Raw genomic sequence first — 19,267 nt, 5'->3', positions numbered from 1 at the left:
GGCGGTCGGGTTCGATCGGGTCGGCGGGCGGGTGGTGCGTGTGCTACGTTCCGTCACCGTACGAGGCAAAGATTGACCCCGGCAGCGCGCCAACGCTCCGGGGTCCGGCACAGGAGCAGACCCTCCCATGCGTATTCATCGTAGCGCCCACGGGCGCGACTTCACCGTGCTGCCGAACGCGACACTGCAGGACCGGCAGCTCTCCTACACCGCGCGCGGACTGCTCGCGGACCTGCTCTCCCGGCCGGACGACTGGCAGGAGGACGGGCGGCGGATGGCCGACAGCAGTCCGCAGGGGCGGGCCGCCGTCCGGAAGGCGCTCAAGGAGCTGACCGAGGCGGGCTACTACGTGGTCGAGACGTCCCGGCTGGCGGACGGCACGATCCTCAGCGAGAACCACGTCTTCGACCTGCCGCGACACGCCCGTCCACCGGACGCTCGTCCCCCGGGACCCGGTGGCCCGGGAGGCGACGTGCGTGGCACCGTTCCAAAGAACCCGGAGAAAGAACCCTCCCTCCCGGCCGCCGGGACGGAGATTGACGCACCGTCAGCACATCCGGCTCCGGAGGGGCCGGAAGGGCCGGAAGAGCCGGAAGGGTGGGTGGCGGAGGCCGTCGCGCTGCTGTTCCGGGTGATCCGGCCGGAGCCGCGCCTGCGGCTCGGGGCCGCCGAGGCCGAGAGCCTCGCCCCGCTGGTCGCCCAGTGGCTCGAACGCGGCAGCTCCGCCCACGACTTGGCGCACGCCCTGCTCCCCGGCCTGCCCGCCGCGCTGCACTCCCCCGTGGCGCTCCTCCGCCACCGCCTCAGCCGCAAGATGCCGCCCGTCCCGGCCCCGGCCGCCGCTCCGGCCCGCCTCGCCGAGTGCGCCCGCTGCCACGACCCCGTCCCCCGCCCGGGCATCTGCCGCCCCTGCGCGGGCCTAGGCCGACCGCGACCCGCCACCCGGATCGGCGGCGGCGCGGCCGCCACGCTGCTCGGCGCGGCCCGCGCCAGAGCGGCCCTGCGCGCCACCCGCTCCCCCGAGGCCCCCGCGTTCGGCTGAGCCGTTGCCGCCCCTATGATTCGTGCACAGTTCGATCCCGAGGGGGATGGCCCGTGGAGATGCGGAAATCGGCGGTCTTCTGGTCGACCGTCGCACTGAGCACCGGGGTCGGGGCGGGGCCCTACCTGCTCATCGCCCTACCGGCCGCACTGGACGGGGAGGGCGGGGTCGCACGCACGCTCGCGGCCATCGGCCTGATCACGGGGGTACTCCCCGGACTGGCCACCGGCGCGGCGCTGACCGTCGGCAAACCGGGCGCGCCCACCCGCGGCTGGCCGCTCCGGGCCGCCCTGGTGACGGGGCCCGTGTTCTTCACCGAGTACATCGGCGTGGCGGGCTGCACCGGCGGCCCCGCGTTCGCCGGAGTGGCGCTCCTCGGCACGCCGATCGCCATGACGATCGCCGCGCTGTGGGCCTCCAGCCGGGCCCGCGCAATCGGCGGCTTCGCCTGGACCACCTTCGAGGACGCCACCCGCCTCGCCCTGATCGCCCGGGGCAAGGCCCGCCAACGCGCCTGCCCCTGAACCACCGACGGCGCGGCGGGCGGGGTTCAGGGGATGCGGGTGCGGGGGGCGAGGAGGGCCAGGGCGGCGAGGGGGGCGGCGAGGAGGGTGAAGGCGGCGGCGTAGCCGGAGAGGGAGGAGGCGCCGGCGGTGAGGGCCAGGGAGGCGAGGGCGAGGACGGTGATCTGACCGAGGTTCTGGTTGGTCTGCATCGCGCTGCTGGTGCGGCCTTCGTGGCCGGCGGGGCTGTGGGCGAGCGAGAGGACCGTCAGGGCCGGGGAGAGCAGGCCCATGCCCGTCGCGGCGAGCGGCATCGCGGGGGCGGCCGTCAGCGCGGGCAGCCCGGGGAGGGTGCCGAGGACGGCGCAGGCGACGGCGGCGGCCATCACCAGGGTGCCGATCAGCACCGTCCGGTGACGCGGGACGCCGTGCAGCAGGTTGCCCTGCACCCAGGACGCGCCGGCCCAGGCGAGGGCCGCGCCGGTGAAGGCCAGGCCGCTGACCACGGGGTTGACGTGCCGTTCGGTGATCAGCAGCAGGGGGACGTACGCCTCCAGGGTGAAGAACGTCCCCGAGGAGAGGCCGCGCAGCAGCACCGTCGCGGGCAGGCCCCGGACGGCGCGCCACGTCCCGGTGGGGAGCAGGCGCGGGGCGAAGGCGGCCAGCAGCGCCCCGGCGGCGACGACGGCGAGCAGGTGGCGGGCGTCCCGGCCGGAGACGCCGTACTGGCCGACGGCCGCGGCGAGGCTGACGACGACGGCGACCAGCAGCGGCGGCCGGGCGGCGGGGCCCGGATCGCGCGGCGGGCCGTCCTGGCGGCGCAGCACGAGGACCAGCAGCAGCGAGGGCACCGCGGTGAGGACCGCGAGGCCGTAGAACACGACGCGCCAGGACCAGAGTTCGGAGACCAGCCCGGCCAGCGGCGGGCCGACCAGGGAGGGGATCACCCAGCAGCCGCTCATCAGCGCGAGCACCCGGGATTGCAGGTGCTCCGGGTAGCTCTGCCCGATCGCCGCGTTGATCGCGACGGCGACCGCGCCGGCGGCCAGGCCGTCCAGGAAGCGTCCGGCGGCGAGCTGCCAGATCGAGGTGCTGCTCGCGGAGACCAGCAGGGTCGCCACCGTCAGCACGGTGCCGACCGCCAGCGGCGCCCGGGCACCCGCCGCGTCCGACCAGGCGCCGCCGAGCACCCCGCCGAGCAGGCTCGCGGCCACGAAGCAGCCCGCGACCAGCGGGAACAGCGCGACGCCGTGCAGGTCGGCGGTCGCGGTCGGCAGGGTGGGCAGCACGGCCAGGGCGGCGAACCCGGTGAGGAAGGTGACGGCGGCGAAGCAGACCGTCCGGGCCCGGTGGGTGGGGGCGAAGATCCCGTCCACAGTGTGGACTCCTTCCGCGACTGGGCATGATCGACCCCCAAAGGTCTCGACCAATTCCGGTGTCGCGCAAGGGGTTTTCCGGCGCGGCGGGCCCGGGCGGAGCGGCCGGGTTTCCACCGGAAACGCCGGAGTTTTCCACAGGGCTGTGGAAAAACAGGCCCCCAGGGGGCGGTTTGTCCACAGGGTGCGCCCCCGTACGAACCCATACGCCCCGGGCACCGGCAGGGCACGGGCAGGGCGCGGGTCAGGCGTCGAAGGAGTATTCGAGTATGTAGGAGGCCGAGTCGAGGACCATCTCGTTGACCTCCACCGCCTGCCCGTCCTCGGCGAAGGCGGTGCGGTGCACCAGGAAGACGGGGGTGCCCGGGACCAGCTCCAGCCGCTCGGCCTCCTCGCCGAGCGGCATCCGGGAGCGGATGTGCTCCTGGAAGTGCACCGGCTTGTGGCCGAGTTCGGCGAGCCGGGCGTAGGTGCCGCCCGGGCCGGTGTCCCGGTCGGTGATCCGGCTGCCCGCGACCAGCGCGGCCGGCAGGTAGGACTCGGAGAGCAGGACGGGCTTGCCGTCCAGCACGAAGCGGCGGCTGCGGACGCAGGCCGGCTCGCCCGGCTTCAGGCCCAGGACGGCGGCGATTTGCTCCGGCGCCTCCCGCTCGCTGACGTCGAGCTGGTCCACCGCCAGCTCGCGGGACGCTATGTCCGCCGACCAGACCGAGGCGCCGCCGCCCCACTGCCGGTCGGAGAGCCGCTGGATGCCGCGCCGCCGTATCGGCCGGAACTCCCGGACGAAGACCCCGACCCCCTTGCGGGACTCCACCGCCCCCTCGGCCTTCAGCACGCCCAGGGCCTGACGGGCCGTCATCCTGGCCACGCCGTACGTCGCCATCAGGTCGTTCTCGCCCGGGAGGCGGTCGCCGGGCCGGTAGCGGCCGGAGTCGATCTCGCCCTTGAGGTCCTCGGCGATCCGCTGGTACTTGGGCTGCGCGCCCCGTGGGTGGCTGTTGTTCATGGCGGCGGACTTCCTTCCCTCTCTAGACATCCTACGCGCGGCAAGGGGCTTGACGCATTGACATCTCTAGAGATTTCAGCTTGTCTAGAGATGTAAGGATCTGACACACCCTCATATCGGCTGCCGAGTCTCCCGCTCATCGGAGCGAACCGCGTGAGGAGTCCGCCATGTCCGTCCATCGTCGATGGTTCTCCCTGCCCCGCGAGCCCGCCACGGTCGCCGCCGGACGACGCCGGGTACGGGAACTCCTCACCGCCTGGGGCACCCCGCTCGACGAGGACACCCGGTTCGCCCTCGACCTGATCACCTCCGAACTCCTCGGCAACGCCGTCCGCCACGCCAGCGGCCCGGCCGTCACCGTCGGCGTGCACGCCGATCCGCTGCACCACCGCGCCGTGGTCGAGGTCTACGACTCCTCCCCCGCACTGCCCGTCACCGGGCCGCCCGCCGGCGACGACGACGAATCCGGGCGCGGCCTGCTCCTGGTCACCGAACTCGCCCTCGCCCACGGGGTGGTGCGCAAGCGCAGCGGCAAGTGGGTCTGGGCCGAGATAGCCCTGCCGGTCCGGGCCGCCGACAACGACGCACCGGACGGCGGCACCCGCCGCCGCCGGGGCCCGGCGGGCCGCCGGACCGAGGGGCGGACGAAGGGCCTGGCCGCACTCGGCCGCCTCACGCCCCGGACCACGGCCTGCCCCTGACGGGAAGTCAGGAGCGCTGAGCTTGGGGGCGTCGGGGTTCGAGGACGTCAGGAGGTCGAGAGGTCGGGGCTTCAGGGTGTCGGGCTGCGGGATGCCAGAGGGTCAGGGCTTCGGGACGTCAGGGCCTCGGGATGCCAGGGGGTCAGGGCTGCGGAGCGTCCCGGGTGCAGCAGGCCCGGAGGTCAGAGCTGCGGGAGGCCGGGGGGTCAGGGCTGCAGAGCGTCAGGGGTGCGGCAGGTCAGGAAGCCAGGGCCTCGGGATGCCAGGGGGTCAGGGCTGCGGAGCGTCCCGGGTGCAGCAGGCCCGGAGGTCAGGGCTTCGGGGACGCCGGGGCTTCAGGGGGCCAGGACGTCAGGCGGTGGTGCAGTTCCGGTGTGCCGTGGCCGAGTGAGCGGGCCGCCAGCCAGGCCGCCGCGCCCGCGCCGTTGCCCGCCGGGTGCAGGGCAGCGCCGGGCCAGCGGGCGGCGAGCCGGGGGCGGAGCAGCGCGGCGAGCGGGGTGTCGGTGGCGAGCAGACCGCCGGCCAGCACCACGGGCAGCGGGGATCCGGGTTCGCGGATCAGGGCGAGGGTGTCGATCAGGTGGTCGGCCGCCCGGTCGAGCAGCGACAGCGCCACCGGGTCGCCCTTCACCGCGTGGTCGAGGACCAGCGGGGCGAACCGGGCCAGCTTGGCGGGAGCCTGGGCGTGCGCCGCGGCGATCAGCGCGGACCGCGGCTCACGGCCCGCCCCGGCCGCCCGGGCCGGAGCACCGGAGCCGCGCGGAGAGCCCGACCCGCGCGGGGAACCAGCCCCCGACGGGAAGCCCGACCCGGCTGGAGAACCAGACCCGGGCACGGAGCCGGGCCCCGACGGAACACCGGACCCCGACGGGAAATCGGCCCCGATCGCGGAGTCCGGCCCGAGCAGGGCGTCCGCGACTGCGCCGGGGAGGCCGGGGAGTCGGAGCGGGGTGCCGTTCAGGGGGAGGAGTCGGTCCACGGCGGTGAGGGTTGCCGAGACGGCCTCGCGGCCCAGCCAGAAGCCGGAGCCGCGGTCGCCGAGCAGCCAGCCGTGGCCGTCCGCGGTGCGGCGGAGGCCGTGGTCGCGGATTTCGGCGGCCACGGCGCCGGTGCCGCTGAGCAGCAGGTGTCCGTCGGGGGCGGCGGTGCCCGCGGCGTGGGCGAGTTCCGCGTCGCTGATCAGCAGGGGGAGGACGGTCAGTCCGGTGGCGGGCCACAGGGCGAGCAGTTCCGGCGGGGCGACCAGGCCGCCGGCCAGGCCGATCACTCCGGCCGCCACCCGGGCCGGGTCGAGGCCGGAGAGCGCGGACCGGACCGCGCCGCCGATCTCCCGGACGGCCGCTTCGGCGCCGTGCGCGACGGGGTTGCCGCCCGCGCCGAAGGCGGTGCCGAGGACCTGCCCGTCGAGGTCGGCGACCAGGACGCGGGTGCTGGTGCCGCCCACGTCCAGGCCGAGCACCAGCGGCTCGGCGGCGGGGTGTCGACGGGCCGTCATGCCGTGCGGCGGATGCGCCCGGCGTACAGCGCCTCCAGCTTGTTGTTGTGGGCGTCGCCGGCCGGGATGTTCGCCGACAGGTAGATCGGCGGGACGCCGCCGGCCTTCTCGATCCGGCGGATCACCTCGGCGACCACCTGCTGGGCGAGCAGCGCGGCGGTGATCGAGGAGATCCCGCACGCCTTGCCGCCGCTCGCCATCGGCAGCACCGCGTCGCCGAACGGGGCGCCGTTGTCCAGCACCACGTCGGCGTAGTCGCGCAGCCGCAGGCCGGAGGGGTGCTTGGGCTCGACGCCCGCGGTGTGCTCGGCCGAGGTGACCACGATCAGCGGGTGGCCGTTCTCCTTGGCCAGCCGGGCGAGTTCGACCACGCAGCCGTTGACGCCGGAGTTGGAGGCCAGCACGAAGACGTCCGCCGGGTGCGGGTCGGTCAGCTCCCAGAGCAGCGCCGCCGATTCGGTGCCGCGCTCCAGTTCGGAGCCCGCCAGGATCTCCACCGGCCGGCCGCCGAACAGCACCACGTCGCGGAGCGCGATCCGGTTGCTGGGCACCAGGCCGCCCGCGCGGCCCGCGATCTCCATCGCGAACGCCTCGGAGTGCCCCGTCCCGAAGGCCTGGACGACGCCGTCGGCGGCGAGCGCGGCGGTGATCAGCTCGGCGGCCCGGCCGATCTGCTCGGCCTGCGAGGTGCTGACGCGGTCGATGGCGGCGTGGGCGGCGGCGACGAAGTCGGCCGCGGAGGGGCTGGGCACCGGGATACCTCCAGGCTGAGCGCTGTGGGACGGCTCACATCGTCGGCCCGTGCCGCCCCCGCTGTCAACGAATGGACTAGACCTGTCAGTCCGCTTCCCAGGGCACGAACCGGGCGAGCTCGAACGGGTCGTCCGCCGGGTCCAGGCCGGGCAGGCCCGCCGCGCGCAGCCCGCCGCGCAGCCAGGTCGTGAGCACCTCCAGCAGACCGCCCGGCAGCGCCACCTCGCCGCGGACGTGCCGGGGCCGCACCACCACCGGCCAGGTCTCCGGGTCCGGCCCGGTCACCCGCCAGCCCAGCCGGTCGTTGTCGATGCTGCAGCCGACCGGCAGGAAGCCTTCCGGCTCCGGCCAGCACGGGCCCGGCACCGAGCGGCCGATCAGCCCGGGCAGGCCGGGCAGGTGCTCGGGCGGGTACAGGGACAGCCACTCCGACCACTCCCCCGCGCCGTGACTCTCCATCAGGGCCCGGTAGTCGGACGGCAGCGGGGTGCCGAGCCCGGCGCACACCCGGGCCCAGTCGGGCTTCCGGACGGTCCCCGGCGGCGGGGCCAGCAACTGCAGCGCGGGCAGGGCGGCCGGGCCGCGCAGGGCGAACTCCCGTTCGGCGGGCGAGAGTTCCCGGGGCGGGGGCGGGGTCCACGGCTCGGGTTCGCCCCACTCCGGGCCCGCCGTGGCCGGGAGCGGGCCGAGGTGGCCGACCCGGTCCAGCACCACCGTCTCCAGGAACGCGGCCAGGCCGAGGCCGGAGTCCAGCACCGCCTCCGCCCGGGTCGGCCGGGTCGGGTCGCAGAGCACCACCGTCCAGCGCTCCGGGTCCGGGTCGGCGGTGTTCCAGAGCAGGAAGGTCCGCCCGCCGAGGGTGTGCCCCCACGGCAGCAGGCCGCCGGGCTCGGGGTGCAGCCGGACCGGGGCGAAGCCCGCCTCCCGCAGCTGCGCCCGGATGTCGTGCTTGGTCCACGGCAGCATCCCGAAGTGTGCCCGGACCGGCCCCGCCAGCACGATGCCGCCCCCGATCAGCACCGAGCCGCGCCCGGCCGACTCCCAGTAGTCGCGCGGCAGTCGCACACCGAGCCAGGACTCGACCGCCGCCCGGTCCACCGGCAGGAGCGGGCGCGGGTCGTCGAAGCCCAACCGGGCGAGCAGGTCCACGCCCCCACCGTACGGACGCCCGCAACCGGAAAACCGGGGGCGGCGGACGGTCCGACCGGCCAGGATGCGGGGATGGACGATGTACCGGTGCGGCAGATCAGGGCCCGCCACGACGAGGAGACCGTGACGGTCTACCAGGCGTTCCGGCCGGAGATCGCCGGCCCGGCCGCCGCCGAGGGGCGGTTCCCGGCCGCCTTCTCGCTGGACCGGACGACCTGGATCAAGCCCTCCTTCCGCTGGCTGATGCACCGCAGCGACTGGGCGCGCGCCGAGGGGCAGGAGCGCGTCCTCGGAGTGGTGATCCGGCGGTCGGGGTTCGACGCGGCGTTGGCGGCGGCGGTGCTCAGCTCGTACAAGCCCGGTGTGCACGCCTCGAAGGCGGACTGGCAGCGGGAGTTGCGCCGCAGCCCGGCCCGGGTGCAGTGGGACCCGGAGCGGGACCTCGGCCTGCGGCCGCTGGCGCACCGCTCGCTCCAACTCGGCCTGGGCGGCGCACTGGCGCGCCGCTACACCTCCGACTGGCTGGTCCGGATCGACGACCTGACCGACCTGGCCCGGGAGTTGCACGCGACCCGCGACCCGGCCCTGCTCCCGCCGGAACGGCCGTACCCCCTGGACCCGGCGACCGCCGCCCGGCTCGGGGCCTCGGCGGGCTGACGGTTCGTCAGTTGTCGCTGGTTTCGCGGCGGACCCGCTCCGTTCCCCAGGCGCCCAGTGGGCGGAGTGCCTCGTTCAGGGTGCGGCCGTGCCCGGTGAGCGAGTACTCGACCCGCGGCGGGACCTCGGCGTGCACCTCCCGGTGGACGAGGCCGTCCTCCTCCAGTTCGCGCAGGTGCTGGGTCAGCATCTTCTCGCTCACGCCCGGCAGGGCGCGCCGCAGTTCGGCGAAGCGGCGGACGGCGTGGGCGTTCAGCTCCCAGAGGATCAGGCCCTTCCACTTGCCGCTCACCACGTCGAGCGCGGCATCGATGCCGCAGACGTACGGACCGCGCCGCGGTGCCCTGGCCATCGTCGACTCCCCCTGACGAAAAGGTAAGTACCGCAGTAAGAAGTGGGTACTTCCGACCGCCCCGCGCCTGCTCCGAGGATGGCGGGGTGAACGAACGACAGCATCCCACCACAGCGCAGGACAGTCCCGTCACCGTGATCGGGCTCGGCCCGATGGGGCGGGCGATGGCCCGTGTCCTGCTCGCGGCCGGGCACCCGGTCACCGTCTGGAACCGCACCCCGGGCCGTGCCGACGAGCTGGTCGCCGCCGGGGCGGTGCGCGCGGCCACGCCGGGCGGGGCGGTGGCGGCGAGCGGGCTGGTGCTCCTCAGCCTCACCGACCACCGGGCGATGTACGAGGTCCTCGACGGCGCCACCGGGGCGCTGGCCGGCCGGACGCTGGCCAACCTCGGCTCCGACACCCCCGAGCGCTCCCGCGAGGCGGCCGCCTGGGCGGCCGGCCACGGGGCGGACTTCCTCACCGGCGGCGTCATGGTCCCCGCGCCGATGGTCGGCACCCCGGCCGCGCACGTCTACTACAGCGGCGACCCGGGGGTGATGGACCGTCACCGGCCGGTCCTGGCCCGGCTGGGCGTCCCGAAGTACCTGGGCGAGGACCCCGGGCTGGCCCAGCTGATGTACCAGGCCCAGCTCGCGGTGTTCCTCAGCACGCTGTCCGCGCTGATGCACGCCACCGCGATGCTGGGCGGCGCCGGGGTGCGGGCCGCGGAGGCGCTGCCGGAACTGCTCGCCTCCGCCGACGCGATCGGCGCGATCCTGCGGGCCGGCGAGCGGACGCCCGGTGCCGCGCTGGACGCCGGGGAGCACCCCGGCCACCTCAGCACCGTCACCATGATGGGCGCGACGGCCGACCACATCGTCGACACCAGCGCCGCGCTCGGACTCGACCTCGCCCTGCCGCGGGCCGTGCAGGGCCACTACCGGCACGCGATCGACCACGGGCACGGCGGCGACAACTGGACCCGGATCATCGACGGCATCCGGGCCCCGCACCGGCCGGTCGGGCCCCGGGGAGCGGGGCCCGACCGGTCCGGCGGGCCGGGTCAGCCGTGCAGGTAGACGATGCCGAGCTTGGTGAGCTGCCAGTGCTGGGCGGCGGAGCCGTTGTCCGGGGCGAGCTGGACCAGCGAGTTGCCCTGGGCGTCGGTCTGCGCGGTGGCGGTGGCCAGCATGCCGGGGGCCTGGGAGTCGGCGAGCTTGTAGCTGCCGTCGCCGACCGGCTGGAGCAGCCAGTGCTGGTTGGCGCCGCCGTTGCAGCGCCACTGCTCGATCTTGGCGCCGGTCGCGGTGGAGGCCCCGGCGACGTCGAGGCACATGTCGCGGTTGCCGCTGAAGTCGAGCTCGAAGGAGCCGCCGGCCTTGACCTCGAAGACGAAGGACTGGTTCAGGCCGCCGGTCGCCGGATAGGTGAGCGCGGTCCGGCCGTTGGTGGAGTCGCCGTAGCTGCCGCCGCCGGAGAGGTCGAGCGCCTTGCCGTCGGCCCGGTTGGTGAGCTGGTACCAGGCGCCGTCCTCGGGGGTGTCGGGGAAGGGCTTGCCGGGCGTGAGCGCGGTGATCGAGGTGCCGTCCTGCTGGTTGAGCGAGCAGAACGCCTGGGCGAGCGAGGACTGCTGGAAGAACTGGCGCAGGCAGGCGGCCTCGGCCGCGTACCCGGCGACCCGCAGGTGGTAGGACTGCCGGACGTTGTTCATGCACAGGCCCGGGATGGAGATCGGGCTGTCGCAGCCGTTCCGGGTCTTCTCGGAGAGGTCGATCACGTCGCCGTTGGTGTACTCGTACGGCGAGCTGGTCCACTCCGCGCAGACCTCGTGGCCGAAGGCGACCCGGCGCTGGTCGAGGTAGCGGACCCCGGGGACGGTGGACGCGGCCTCGCGGAGCGCGTCGCTGAGCGTGGGGACGACCCAGTTGTGGCCCCAGGCGAGGTCCTCGGGGAAGGCCGGGCAGCCGTCGGCGACCTTGCCCGCGTAGTCGTTGCGCCGGATGTCGGGGGTGATCGGGTTGAAGTACGACTGGGAGACCAGCTGGTAGGAGTCGTCGGCGTAGCCGGCCTTCCGCATGGTGGTGCGGATGTTGGTCAGCGCGGCCGCCACCTTGGGCTTGACCCCGGCGGCCCGGCGGAGGATCTCGGCGCTGCCGAGGGTGTCCCGGCAGCCCTGGGACTTCGGGATCGGGAAGTACTGGGCCAGGCAGTCCATCATGATGTTCGCGAACTCGAAGTCGTCGTTCGCGCCGATCGTGACGACCACCATCTTCACGTCGTACTGGCTCGCGGCGGCGGCGAGTTGGACGTCCTGCTTGGGCTCGCCGAAGTCTCCGCTGCCCGGGCCGGTGATCTTCGCCAGCTCGGGGTCGCTGACCAGGTCGCCGGTCTGGGCGCCGGAGCAGGCCAGGTCGACCGGGGTGACGCCGGGGAGCTGGGTCACGAAGATCTCGGACTTCGTGGAGCGGTGGCAGTAGTTGGTGGGGCTGTCGGTGCCGGGGACGTAGTCGTCGTTGGTGTCGGTCCCGGCGCCCTCGCCGGAGATGGCGCTGTCGCCGAGCGCGACGATCGCGGCGGGCTTGGCCTGGACCGCGGGCGCGGCCTCGGCGGCGGTGGACAGGCCGCTGCCGAGGCCGAGGGCGGCGAGCAGGGCGGCGGTGGCGAGCAGCGCGGGCGGGCGTCGGCGGGCGCCCGGCCGGCGGCGGGCAGGTGAGGTCCTGGACACGCATGACTCCTTGCGAGGGTGGGGGTTCGCCCGGCGGCTGCCGGGCGGCGCGGAGCATGGCGGAGCACCGGGCGTGGGGGCCCGGCAAACATGAGGCAGGCTCACATGCTAGGTACTGACAGGTAACCCAACAAGGGTCCGGACGTTCAACACTCGGCCAGGAGCCGTGCGCACCAAAACAGTTGAGCCGCCGCCCGCACCCCGTCAGGAGGGTGGGACGGCGGCTCGAACGGCCCGGAGCCGCGCGTCAGCCGACGTTGGCGCAGGAGTTGCCGAACGCCGGGTTCAGGGCGCCGATGACGTCCACCGAGTTGCCGCAGAGGTTGACCGGGATGTGGACCGGAACCTGGATCTGGTTGCCGGAGGCCACGCCGGGGGAACCGGCGGCGACACCCTCGGCGCCGCTGCTCGCCATGGCGGAACCCGCACCGGCGGCGACGATGCCCACGACGGCGGCGCCGACCGCGGCAGCCTTCTTGATGCTCATTTGAGTCTCCTCGATGAATCAGGTCTTCCAAGTTGCCGCGCCGGGGGCTACCGGAAGGAAGCACACGGGACGTGCACCAGGCCAACGAAGCGCTTCGGACTGAGTTGCGGACGCCCCCGAACAATCACCCGGGTGGAGTAACCGACGCATTCGGGTGATCGGAGAATCCGCCCGTTTCCCCGAGCGCGCCTGCTCGTTCTTCCTGGCGAAACCAGCTCCACGGCACGACCGTTCCAGGCCGTGAGGAACAGGTCGTCGGCGCACCACCGACGCGGCACGCATCGCCCAAGCCACGGGCGACACGCGGGTGTTGAGCCGCGTGAGTGACATTCACGGCGCATCCCGAAAACCGCGGGCGATGATGCGATCGCCCGGCACCCGACCCTCCAGAGTCGGGCAGAACGTGAGGAAGAGAGCTATGCGCAACTTCAAGAAGGCCGCGGTCCTGTCCGTCGCCGCCGCCGGTATGGTCCTCGGCTCGGCCGGCCTGGCCGCCGCCTCCTCCGGCGCCGAGGGCGTCGCCGCCGGCTCCCCCGGCGTGCTCTCCGGCAACCTGATCCAGGTCCCGGTCCACGTCCCGGTCAACGTCTGCGGCAACACCGTGAGCGTCATCGGCCTGCTGAACCCGGCGTTCGGCAACTCCTGCGCCAACGTCGGCTGAACTGCCTGACGCGGCGTTACGCACCGCGCCGCGCGCCCGCGCGGCGCGGTGCACCAACTCCCTGTGTGATCTAGGAGATCAACCCCCATGCAGAACGTGAAGAAGGCCGCCGTCCTCGGCGCCGCCGCCGCCGGCCTCGTCCTGGGCTCGGCCGGCCTGGCCAACGCCTCCGCCGGTGCCGAGGGCGTCGCCGCCAACTCCCCCGGCGTGCTCTCCGGCAACGCCGTGCAGGTTCCGGTCCACGTCCCGGTCAACCTCTGCGGCAACTCGGTCAACGTGGTCGGCCTGCTGAACCCGGCGTTCGGCAACACCTGCGCCAACGTCGACATGCCGCACCACGACGCGCCGGTCGACGAGGACTGCTGACCGACCGGTCCCGGCCGATCGGTACCCCCCGTGCAGACTGCCCCTCGGCTCCGGCCGGGGGGCAGTACGCGTTCCCGCTCCGCGCCGGCCCGCACCGCACCCCGCACCGCGCTCCACCCTGTTCCACCCCTGCCCGTACCGCCCGTACCACCCGTGAGGAATGGCCGATGTCCCGGAAGACCACCGGCGCCGTGGTCGCGCTCGGCGCCGCGATGCTGCTCGGCGGCGTCACCGCGCAGGCCGCGCACGCCGAGACCGAAGGGCTCGGCGCGCTGCCCGTGCCCACCACCCACCTGCAGAACACCGACGCCCAGCAGGCCGTCGGCAGCACCACCGGCGCGCTCGGCTACGCGGTCGCCCCGGTGAAGGACCTGCGGCTCGACCCCTGGGCCGGGTCCTCCGCCGACGTGTTCGACAACGGCGTCGCGGTCGTCCCCGACAACGGCCTCGGGCCGGTCGGCACCGCCCCGCTCACCGCGCCGCTGTCCGGCGGCGGCGGGGCCAAGGACCTGCCGGTGGCCGGCCCCCTGCTCGGCGGCCTGCCGCTCTGAGCCCGGTCGCACCGCGGCCCGGACCCCCGCGGGGGTCCGGGCCGTTCGCGCTGCGGAGTGGACGGGCCGTCAGAACTGGGACTGCTCCAGCGAACCGGTCAGGGTCTCCACCGGGGCCGCCTGGTTCAGCATCTCGCCGGTGGTGGCGGTGGTGGTGCCGACCAGGTTCCGGGCCGAGTCGGTCAGCGAGATCTGGTCCTGCTCGCCGCCCAGCGAGGCCTTCGCCCCCGGCACCGCCTGCACCGGCGCGGTCACCAGGTGCGGGTCCACCTTGTCCAGGCTCAGCGCGGCGTCCGCCACCCGGCCGCCCTCGCCCTCGGCGAAGGACACCGGGTGGCCCAGGCCGACCGCCGGGCCGCCCAGGTTCAACGGGGCCGCCGGGGCGTCCAGGCCCAGGGTGCCCAGCTCGGCACCCCGGTCGACCTCGGGCAGCGGCAGCGCCGCGGCCAGCGACGGGCCGGCCTTGCCGCCGTTCAGCGCGGGCACCACGTGGTCCGGGATCGGCTGGTTCGGGTCCGCGTTGGTCTCGGTCGGCGGCATCAGCGGCGAGGTGGGCACGCCGCCGTGGATCTCGCCGCCGTCCGGCAGCAGCGGCAGCGGGGCGGTCGCGGCGCTGAGCGGGATGCTGAACGGCACCTCCCGGGTGGCCAGGCCGTCCTCGATCGCGGCCACCTCCGCCGGGGTCTTCGGGGCCGCCTGGGAGACGCCCTGCGCCGCCGCCACGCCGGCGCCGACCGCCAGCAGCAGGGCGCCGGTCGCCCGCTTGGAGAGCTTCATGGTGTTCGCCGTTCGTTCGTTTTCTCGGTTCTGATACTTGGTGGGCAACCTGGCGAACGAGCCACCTCCCGTACGGATAGCGGGAGTTAACCGGAACGGCGTAATAATCCGACCGGCGCGCGGGAAAAGCGGTGATCATCGACGAATTTCCTCCGCACCCCGTAACTTTCCGTGCCGCCGTTCTTTGATCCCGACGACGACGGGGCAGCACCCCTCGAACGGTATTTCAGAGAGGTATCTCCACCATGCTGAAGAAGACTTTTGCCGGCATCGGCCTGGCCGCCGCCGCGCTCGCCGCGGTGTCCACCCCCGCCGTCGCCATCGGCAACGCGGACGGTTCGGCCGGCTCCATCCAGGGCAACGGCGGCACCAACGCCACCGGCACCTGGGGCAACCACAGCCCCAACTTCCACTTCGCCGACAACCCGAACATCTGCCTGCCGGAGATCCACAACATCGGCGTCGGCGTGCTGGGCGTGGCCGTTCCGGTCGAGCTGGCCGCGCTCAACAACCAGCCCAAGCAGACCTGCGTGGTCGGCGAGGGCACCGTCGGCAGCGGCGACGGCGGCGTCTCCCACCTGATCGGCTGACGCACCGTCACTGCCCGGCGCGGAGCCCCCGCTCCGCGCGGCACCACCGCCCGGCCGTTCCCCCGGCCGGTCGGAAAGTCCCGGCGCGCGCCACGCACCGGGGCGCTGCTCCACTCCATCAGATCCGAAAAGGAAATCCCAATGATCAAGAAGGCTCTCGCCGCCGCCGGTGTCGCCGCCGCCGGTCTCGCCACGATCGCCTCCCCCGCGATGGCCATCGGTGACGCGGACGGCGCCGCCACCTCGGTCCAGGGCAACGGCGGCACCAACGCCACTGGCACCTCGGGCAACCACAGCCCGAACTTCCACACCCTGGACAACCCGAACCTCTGCCTCCCCGAGGTCGACAACATCGCGGTCGCCGTCATCGGCGTCGCGGTCCCGATCAAGGCCGACGTCCTGGACAACAAGCCGTCGCAGACCTGCACCGTGGGCCAGAACACCGTGGGCAGCGGCGACGGTGGCGTCAGCCACCTGATCGGCTGACCTTCCCGGTCGCAACCGACCGCCGGGTCCGGGGGAGCGATCCCGCGGGCCCGGCGGTTCCATGTCTCCGGCCGTTCCCTGTCGCCCGTCCGTCTGCGGCGCGATCGGGTGATCGGAACGGCCGGTGGGCGCGTGCAGCGCCGCTTCAGCCGCACCCCTGTGTTGACGTAGAGACATCCCCCTGACGCAGAGAGGACCTCTCATGAAGAGCAAGCTGGGCAAGGCCGTCGTCACCTCGGTCGCCGCGATCGCCCTGGCCGCGGTCGCCGCCCCCGCCTACGCGCACGTCGCGGTCGGCGGTGGCCACGAGGGCGTCGCCACCGCCGACGAGCCCTTCGTCGCCGGCCACTGGGCGGGCTTCGCCGAGACCTCCCACATCTTCACCGCGGGCGGCGGCTACGGCTGGGCCACCGACACCGCCACCGGCGGTGGCGAGGGCGGCATCGTCGCCATCCACTGACCCCCCGTCAGCCCCGAAGGGCGCCGGAGCCACCAGGCCCCGGCGCCCTTCGTCGTCCGCGGCCGGGCCCCTGCGGGGCCGGGGCGGCGCGCCCGGTCAGGCCGGGAGGAAGAACCCGGTGATGTCGGCGAGCCGGCCGTCCCGGTGCAGCGCGGTGCTGATGCCGGACATCGCGGGCTCGTCCCGCTCGCCGAGCTGGGTCCACCGGGCGAGCGAGCGGTCGTGGTGGTCGAGCACCTCGTCGATCCGGAACCGGTGCCCGGGGAAGGCCCCCGCGAACCCGGCCATGTAGTCGGCGAGTCCGGTCAGCCCGCCGACCTCCGTGCCCGGGTCCCGGTAGGCGACGTCCGCGACCGCGACCGCGTCGAGGGCGGCGAGCCGCTCGCCGGGCTCGGCCGACCAGCACGCCGCGTAGTCCGTCCAGAGCTGCTGCAGGTCACTCATCGCTGTGCCTCTTTCTCCACGGGGCCGATCGACGCCATCGCGCCGTCGGTGACGGTGCGCAGTTTCGTCCGGGGGGTGCCGGCCCTGACCAGCACCAGCAGGCCCTGGTAGAGCGCCAGCAGGTGGGCCGCCGCCGACTCGACGTCCAGCTCCGCCCGGACCAGCCCCAGGTCGCGGGCCCTGGTCAGGGCGGCGGCGAGGCCGGACTCGATGGTCTCCAGCCCCCGGTGGACGCCCTCGGCGGCCTCCGGGACGCCGAAGGACTCCACCGCGGTGTTGGTGAGGAGGCAGCCCGGGTCGGGGCCGGGGCCGGTCTCGAAGGTGGACGTGAAGAACGACCGGATGCCCGCCACCGGGTCGGCCGGCTCCAGCAGGTGGGTCCGGACCCGGCCCCGCACCACCTGCTCGTTGTAGCTGTCCAGGGCCGCCCGGAACAGGCCGTCCTTGTTCCGGAAGACCCGGTAGAGGCTGCCCGGGTGCAGCCCGGTCGCCTCCTCGATGTCCCGCACCGAGGCGCCGAGGTAGCCGCGGTGCCGGAACAGGCGCACGGCGGCGGCCAGGACCTCGGTCCGGTCCCAGAGCTGCTTGCGTCCCATCGCACCCCCATAGTTGAACGACTGCTCACAAAAAATAGCACGGCCGGGCCCGCCCTCGGCACCGGTATTTCTGTTATGCCAATTGACACAACGGAAAAGGCCGACCTACTGTCAGCGGCCATGGAGGAGCAGAAGCGCGGCCCCGGGCGGCCGCGGAAGGTGGCGGGGCAGGTGGCGCGGTGGGTGCCGCCGGAGGGGTGGTCCCGGCTGGTGGCCTGGGTGTCGCCGGAGGAGAAGCTGGCGCTGAAGCGGGTGGCCGTGGAGGCGGGGGTGTCGGTGGCCGACCTGGTGCGGTCGCTGGCGGGCGGGCTCGCGGCAGGGGTCGTGGCGCCCGAGGAACTGATCGACCAGGTACGGAGGGGGACGACGGTCATGGAGAAGATTCCGACGCTGTTCGAGCGGGACGGCGACTTCCGGGTGGTGGACCGCCCGCGCGCGGAGTGCGCCTGGGTGTTCGCGGGCGAGGGCGCGCCGACGGAGAAGGTGGACGGCACGAACGTCCGGCTGACGGTCCGCTCGGGGCGGCTCGTCCGGGTCGAGAAGCGGCGCAACCCGAGCGCGGCGCAGAAGAAGCTGGGCATCGTCGACGGCTGGTACGCGGACACCGCGGAGGGCGCGGCCGAGGACCGCTGGATCCTGGCGGCGGCGGACGGCACCGACGTGACGGGCTGGCCGGACGGCGAGCATCCGTGCGAGGCGCTGGGCCCGCGCATCCAGGGCAACCCGCTGAAGCTGGCGGAGCACCTGTGCCTGCCGTTCGACCGCGAGGCGCCGGTGTACGAGGGGGTGCCGCGCAGCTACCAGGGCCTGCGGGAGTACCTGGCGGGGCTGGAGAGCCGGTTCGCGCCGGGCGCGCCCGCCGAGGGCATCGTGTTCCACCACCCGGACGGGCGGCGCGCCAAGATCAAGCGGAAGGACTTCCCGAAGTCCGCCTGACCCCGGCGCGCGTGACGATCCGTCAGCGGATCATGCGGGCGGCCTCGACGGCCCAGTAGGTGAGGATCTGCTCGGCGCCCGCACGGCGGATCGAGGTGAGGGTCTCCAGGATCATCCGCTCGCGGTCGACCCAGCCGTTGGCCGCGGCGGCCTCGACCATCGCGTACTCGCCGGAGACCTGGTAGGCGGAGACCGGCACCGGGGAGGCGTCGGCGACCTGGCGGAGGATGTCCAGGTAGGACATCGCGGGCTTGACCATCACCAGGTCGGCGCCCTCGGCGACGTCCTGGGCGAGTTCGCGCAGCGCCTCGCGGGCGTTGGCCGGGTCCTGCTGGTAGCTCTTGCGGTCGCCCTTGAGCGAGGAGCCGACGGCCTCCCGGAACGGGCCGAAGAAGGCCGAGGCGTACTTGGCGGTGTAGGCGAGGATGCCGGTGTCCTGGTGGCCCGCCGCGTCCAGCGCCTTGCGGACGACGGCGACCTGACCGTCCATCATGCCGGACGGGCCGACCAGGTGGACGCCCGCGTCGGCCTGCACCACGGCCATCTCGGCGTACCGCTCCAGGGTGGCGTCGTTGTCGACCGAGCCGTCCGCGGCGAGCACGCCGCAGTGGCCGTGGTCGGTGTACTCGTCCAGGCAGAGGTCGGACATCACCACGAGCTGGTCGCCGACCTCGGAGACCACGTCGCGGATGGCGAGCTGGAGGATGCCCTCGGGGTCGGTGCCCGCGGTGCCGGTCGCGTCCTGGACGAGCGGGACGCCGAACAGCATGATGCCGCCGACCCCGGCCTCGGCGGCCTCGACGGCGACCCGGCGCAGGGTGTCCCGGGTGTGCTGGACCACGCCCGGCATCGAGCCGATCGGCTGCGGCTCGTCGATGCCCTCGCGGACGAAGGCCGGGAGGATCAGCTCGGCCGGGTGCAGCCGGGTCTCGGCGACCAGGCGGCGCATCGCCGGGGTGGTGCGCAGTCGGCGCGGGCGGACGGACGGGAATTCGGCGGACACTTCGAAGGCTCCCTGGGTCACGAGCTGAGTCACGGCGGAACGCGTCGGGGGGGGGCCCCCGGGCCCCCCCCCCCCCGCGGGGCCGCCCGCCCTGCGGCGCGCGCCGGGGGGGCGGTCGCGCGGCCCGGAGACCCGCGCGCCCCCCCCGGGGGCGGCGGCCCCGCGGGTGGCC

Annotated in this window: 24 protein-coding genes; 12 read left to right on the top strand and 12 right to left on the bottom strand. The window is 74.2% G+C overall.

Features of this window, described 5'->3' with window-relative positions; all coding sequences use genetic code 11:
- The first annotated feature begins 127 nt into the window (after window positions 1-127).
- Both ACIQBJ_RS13025 and ACIQBJ_RS13020 read left to right on the top strand, forming a co-directional pair.
- A complete protein-coding gene (locus ACIQBJ_RS13025; RefSeq protein WP_400708075.1) occupies window positions 128-1,042 on the top strand; it encodes a hypothetical protein in 915 nt (304 codons plus the stop codon).
- 53 nt (window positions 1,043-1,095) lie between these two features.
- Window positions 1,096-1,566, top strand: a complete 471-nt coding sequence (locus ACIQBJ_RS13020; RefSeq protein ID WP_400708073.1) for a hypothetical protein — start codon at window positions 1,096-1,098, stop codon at window positions 1,564-1,566.
- Between the two features lie 26 nt (window positions 1,567-1,592).
- Here the strand turns inward: ACIQBJ_RS13020 and ACIQBJ_RS13015 are convergent, their stop codons facing one another.
- The gene (locus ACIQBJ_RS13015; RefSeq protein WP_400708071.1) at window positions 1,593-2,921 is read right to left on the bottom strand and encodes an MFS transporter; all 1,329 of its coding nucleotides are present in this window, start codon (window positions 2,919-2,921) and stop codon (window positions 1,593-1,595) included.
- Window positions 2,922-3,165: 244 nt separating this feature from the next.
- Window positions 3,166-3,927, bottom strand: a complete 762-nt coding sequence (locus ACIQBJ_RS13010) for a GntR family transcriptional regulator (protein WP_400708069.1) — start codon at window positions 3,925-3,927, stop codon at window positions 3,166-3,168.
- Window positions 3,928-4,094: 167 nt separating this feature from the next.
- Here ACIQBJ_RS13010 and ACIQBJ_RS13005 point away from each other — a divergent pair, with 167 nt between their 5' ends.
- Window positions 4,095-4,628, top strand: coding sequence for an ATP-binding protein (locus ACIQBJ_RS13005; RefSeq protein ID WP_400708067.1), 534 nt, complete (start codon window positions 4,095-4,097; stop codon window positions 4,626-4,628).
- Window positions 4,629-4,938: 310 nt separating this feature from the next.
- Here ACIQBJ_RS13005 and ACIQBJ_RS13000 read toward each other — a convergent pair whose 3' ends face one another.
- The 3 genes from ACIQBJ_RS13000 to ACIQBJ_RS12990 form a co-directional block, all read right to left on the bottom strand.
- On the bottom strand, window positions 4,939-6,123 hold the full coding sequence (locus ACIQBJ_RS13000; RefSeq protein ID WP_400708065.1) for an N-acetylglucosamine kinase: 1,185 nt from the start codon (window positions 6,121-6,123) through the stop codon (window positions 4,939-4,941).
- Window positions 6,120-6,875: a sugar isomerase domain-containing protein gene (locus tag ACIQBJ_RS12995; protein WP_400708063.1), complete on the bottom strand. Its 756-nt coding sequence runs from the start codon at window positions 6,873-6,875 to the stop codon at window positions 6,120-6,122. Before ACIQBJ_RS12995 ends, ACIQBJ_RS13000 begins: the two co-directional genes overlap by 4 nt.
- Before the next feature lie 85 nt (window positions 6,876-6,960).
- Window positions 6,961-8,025 carry a hypothetical protein gene (locus tag ACIQBJ_RS12990; protein ID WP_400708061.1) on the bottom strand — a complete coding sequence of 355 codons (1,065 nt, stop codon included), beginning with the start codon at window positions 8,023-8,025 and terminating at the stop codon, window positions 6,961-6,963.
- A 72-nt stretch (window positions 8,026-8,097) separates the two neighbouring features.
- Here ACIQBJ_RS12990 and ACIQBJ_RS12985 point away from each other — a divergent pair, with 72 nt between their 5' ends.
- Window positions 8,098-8,682 carry a DUF4291 domain-containing protein gene (locus ACIQBJ_RS12985; protein ID WP_400708059.1) on the top strand — a complete coding sequence of 195 codons (585 nt, stop codon included), beginning with the start codon at window positions 8,098-8,100 and terminating at the stop codon, window positions 8,680-8,682.
- Window positions 8,683-8,689: 7 nt separating this feature from the next.
- On the opposite strand, the gene ACIQBJ_RS12980 is transcribed toward ACIQBJ_RS12985, so the two are convergent.
- A complete protein-coding gene (locus ACIQBJ_RS12980) occupies window positions 8,690-9,034 on the bottom strand; it encodes a winged helix-turn-helix transcriptional regulator (RefSeq protein ID WP_400708057.1) in 345 nt (114 codons plus the stop codon).
- 86 nt (window positions 9,035-9,120) lie between these two features.
- Between ACIQBJ_RS12980 and ACIQBJ_RS12975 the strand changes: the two genes are divergently transcribed.
- Entirely contained in the window at window positions 9,121-10,092 is a 972-nt protein-coding gene (locus tag ACIQBJ_RS12975; protein WP_400708055.1) for an NAD(P)-dependent oxidoreductase, read from the top strand.
- Here the strand turns inward: ACIQBJ_RS12975 and ACIQBJ_RS12970 are convergent.
- Window positions 10,077-11,738 carry an RICIN domain-containing protein gene (locus tag ACIQBJ_RS12970; RefSeq protein ID WP_400708053.1) on the bottom strand — a complete coding sequence of 554 codons (1,662 nt, stop codon included), beginning with the start codon at window positions 11,736-11,738 and terminating at the stop codon, window positions 10,077-10,079. The two genes, ACIQBJ_RS12975 and ACIQBJ_RS12970, sit on opposite strands and share 16 nt — an antisense overlap.
- Window positions 11,739-11,985: 247 nt before the next feature.
- Window positions 11,986-12,225: a chaplin gene (locus tag ACIQBJ_RS12965; RefSeq protein ID WP_400708051.1), complete on the bottom strand. Its 240-nt coding sequence runs from the start codon at window positions 12,223-12,225 to the stop codon at window positions 11,986-11,988.
- A 418-nt stretch (window positions 12,226-12,643) separates the two neighbouring features.
- Here ACIQBJ_RS12965 and ACIQBJ_RS12960 point away from each other — a divergent pair, with 418 nt between their 5' ends.
- From ACIQBJ_RS12960 to ACIQBJ_RS12950, 3 genes are all read left to right on the top strand, one after another.
- Complete coding sequence (locus tag ACIQBJ_RS12960) at window positions 12,644-12,886, top strand: chaplin (protein WP_400708048.1); 243 nt, start codon at window positions 12,644-12,646, stop codon at window positions 12,884-12,886.
- A gap of 87 nt (window positions 12,887-12,973) precedes the next feature.
- Complete coding sequence (locus tag ACIQBJ_RS12955) at window positions 12,974-13,252, top strand: chaplin (RefSeq protein WP_400708046.1); 279 nt, start codon at window positions 12,974-12,976, stop codon at window positions 13,250-13,252.
- 167 nt (window positions 13,253-13,419) lie between these two features.
- Complete coding sequence (locus tag ACIQBJ_RS12950) at window positions 13,420-13,803, top strand: hypothetical protein (RefSeq protein WP_400708044.1); 384 nt, start codon at window positions 13,420-13,422, stop codon at window positions 13,801-13,803.
- A 69-nt stretch (window positions 13,804-13,872) separates the two neighbouring features.
- Here ACIQBJ_RS12950 and ACIQBJ_RS12945 read toward each other — a convergent pair whose 3' ends face one another.
- Window positions 13,873-14,580: a hypothetical protein gene (locus tag ACIQBJ_RS12945; RefSeq protein WP_400708042.1), complete on the bottom strand. Its 708-nt coding sequence runs from the start codon at window positions 14,578-14,580 to the stop codon at window positions 13,873-13,875.
- A gap of 245 nt (window positions 14,581-14,825) precedes the next feature.
- Here ACIQBJ_RS12945 and ACIQBJ_RS12940 point away from each other — a divergent pair, with 245 nt between their 5' ends.
- The 3 genes from ACIQBJ_RS12940 (at window position 14,826) to ACIQBJ_RS12930 (ending at window position 16,116) form a co-directional block, all read left to right on the top strand.
- The gene (locus tag ACIQBJ_RS12940) at window positions 14,826-15,170 is read left to right on the top strand and encodes a rodlet layer protein (RefSeq protein WP_400708040.1); all 345 of its coding nucleotides are present in this window, start codon (window positions 14,826-14,828) and stop codon (window positions 15,168-15,170) included.
- Window positions 15,171-15,311: 141 nt separating this feature from the next.
- Window positions 15,312-15,656, top strand: coding sequence for a rodlet layer protein (locus tag ACIQBJ_RS12935; RefSeq protein WP_400708038.1), 345 nt, complete (start codon window positions 15,312-15,314; stop codon window positions 15,654-15,656).
- Between the two features lie 202 nt (window positions 15,657-15,858).
- Window positions 15,859-16,116: a hypothetical protein gene (locus ACIQBJ_RS12930; RefSeq protein ID WP_400708036.1), complete on the top strand. Its 258-nt coding sequence runs from the start codon at window positions 15,859-15,861 to the stop codon at window positions 16,114-16,116.
- Window positions 16,117-16,212: 96 nt separating this feature from the next.
- On the opposite strand, the gene ACIQBJ_RS12925 is transcribed toward ACIQBJ_RS12930, so the two are convergent.
- Both ACIQBJ_RS12925 and ACIQBJ_RS12920 read right to left on the bottom strand, forming a co-directional pair.
- Window positions 16,213-16,560 carry a nuclear transport factor 2 family protein gene (locus tag ACIQBJ_RS12925; RefSeq protein ID WP_400708034.1) on the bottom strand — a complete coding sequence of 116 codons (348 nt, stop codon included), beginning with the start codon at window positions 16,558-16,560 and terminating at the stop codon, window positions 16,213-16,215.
- Window positions 16,557-17,156: a TetR/AcrR family transcriptional regulator gene (locus ACIQBJ_RS12920; protein ID WP_400708032.1), complete on the bottom strand. Its 600-nt coding sequence runs from the start codon at window positions 17,154-17,156 to the stop codon at window positions 16,557-16,559. The genes ACIQBJ_RS12925 and ACIQBJ_RS12920 overlap by 4 nt, the downstream gene beginning before the upstream one ends.
- Before the next feature lie 120 nt (window positions 17,157-17,276).
- Between ACIQBJ_RS12920 and ACIQBJ_RS12915 the strand changes: the two genes are divergently transcribed.
- The gene (locus tag ACIQBJ_RS12915) at window positions 17,277-18,092 is read left to right on the top strand and encodes a hypothetical protein (RefSeq protein ID WP_400708030.1); all 816 of its coding nucleotides are present in this window, start codon (window positions 17,277-17,279) and stop codon (window positions 18,090-18,092) included.
- Window positions 18,093-18,114: 22 nt separating this feature from the next.
- Here ACIQBJ_RS12915 and hemB read toward each other — a convergent pair whose 3' ends face one another.
- Complete coding sequence (hemB, locus tag ACIQBJ_RS12910) at window positions 18,115-19,095, bottom strand: porphobilinogen synthase (protein WP_400708028.1); 981 nt, start codon at window positions 19,093-19,095, stop codon at window positions 18,115-18,117.
- Between the last annotated feature and the right edge of the window lie 172 nt (window positions 19,096-19,267).

Origin of the sequence: Kitasatospora sp. NPDC088391 (genome assembly GCF_044753345.1) — a bacterium.
In the GTDB taxonomy this organism is placed as follows: domain Bacteria; phylum Actinomycetota; class Actinomycetes; order Streptomycetales; family Streptomycetaceae; genus Kitasatospora.
The sequence above is the reverse complement of the archived record's forward strand: the minus strand, read 5'-3'. Positions and strand labels throughout refer to the sequence as shown.

What these genes read in the sequence shown, in the direction of transcription:
- ACIQBJ_RS13000 (WP_400708065.1), bottom strand. Translation starts at nt 6,123, where the DNA reads ATGACGGCCCGTCGACACCCCGCCGCCGAGCCGCTGGTGCTCGGCCTG.
- ACIQBJ_RS12935 (WP_400708038.1), top strand. Translation starts at nt 15,312, where the DNA reads ATGATCAAGAAGGCTCTCGCCGCCGCCGGTGTCGCCGCCGCCGGTCTC.
- ACIQBJ_RS12950 (WP_400708044.1), top strand. Translation starts at nt 13,420, where the DNA reads ATGTCCCGGAAGACCACCGGCGCCGTGGTCGCGCTCGGCGCCGCGATG.
- ACIQBJ_RS12955 (WP_400708046.1), top strand. Translation starts at nt 12,974, where the DNA reads ATGCAGAACGTGAAGAAGGCCGCCGTCCTCGGCGCCGCCGCCGCCGGC.
- ACIQBJ_RS13010 (WP_400708069.1), bottom strand. Translation starts at nt 3,927, where the DNA reads ATGAACAACAGCCACCCACGGGGCGCGCAGCCCAAGTACCAGCGGATC.
- ACIQBJ_RS12920 (WP_400708032.1), bottom strand. Translation starts at nt 17,156, where the DNA reads ATGGGACGCAAGCAGCTCTGGGACCGGACCGAGGTCCTGGCCGCCGCC.
- ACIQBJ_RS12980 (WP_400708057.1), bottom strand. Translation starts at nt 9,034, where the DNA reads ATGGCCAGGGCACCGCGGCGCGGTCCGTACGTCTGCGGCATCGATGCC.
- ACIQBJ_RS12965 (WP_400708051.1), bottom strand. Translation starts at nt 12,225, where the DNA reads ATGAGCATCAAGAAGGCTGCCGCGGTCGGCGCCGCCGTCGTGGGCATC.
- ACIQBJ_RS13025 (WP_400708075.1), top strand. Translation starts at nt 128, where the DNA reads ATGCGTATTCATCGTAGCGCCCACGGGCGCGACTTCACCGTGCTGCCG.
- ACIQBJ_RS12985 (WP_400708059.1), top strand. Translation starts at nt 8,098, where the DNA reads ATGGACGATGTACCGGTGCGGCAGATCAGGGCCCGCCACGACGAGGAG.
- ACIQBJ_RS12945 (WP_400708042.1), bottom strand. Translation starts at nt 14,580, where the DNA reads ATGAAGCTCTCCAAGCGGGCGACCGGCGCCCTGCTGCTGGCGGTCGGC.
- ACIQBJ_RS12960 (WP_400708048.1), top strand. Translation starts at nt 12,644, where the DNA reads ATGCGCAACTTCAAGAAGGCCGCGGTCCTGTCCGTCGCCGCCGCCGGT.
- ACIQBJ_RS13005 (WP_400708067.1), top strand. Translation starts at nt 4,095, where the DNA reads ATGTCCGTCCATCGTCGATGGTTCTCCCTGCCCCGCGAGCCCGCCACG.
- ACIQBJ_RS12925 (WP_400708034.1), bottom strand. Translation starts at nt 16,560, where the DNA reads ATGAGTGACCTGCAGCAGCTCTGGACGGACTACGCGGCGTGCTGGTCG.
- ACIQBJ_RS12930 (WP_400708036.1), top strand. Translation starts at nt 15,859, where the DNA reads ATGAAGAGCAAGCTGGGCAAGGCCGTCGTCACCTCGGTCGCCGCGATC.
- ACIQBJ_RS12915 (WP_400708030.1), top strand. Translation starts at nt 17,277, where the DNA reads ATGGAGGAGCAGAAGCGCGGCCCCGGGCGGCCGCGGAAGGTGGCGGGG.
- ACIQBJ_RS12940 (WP_400708040.1), top strand. Translation starts at nt 14,826, where the DNA reads ATGCTGAAGAAGACTTTTGCCGGCATCGGCCTGGCCGCCGCCGCGCTC.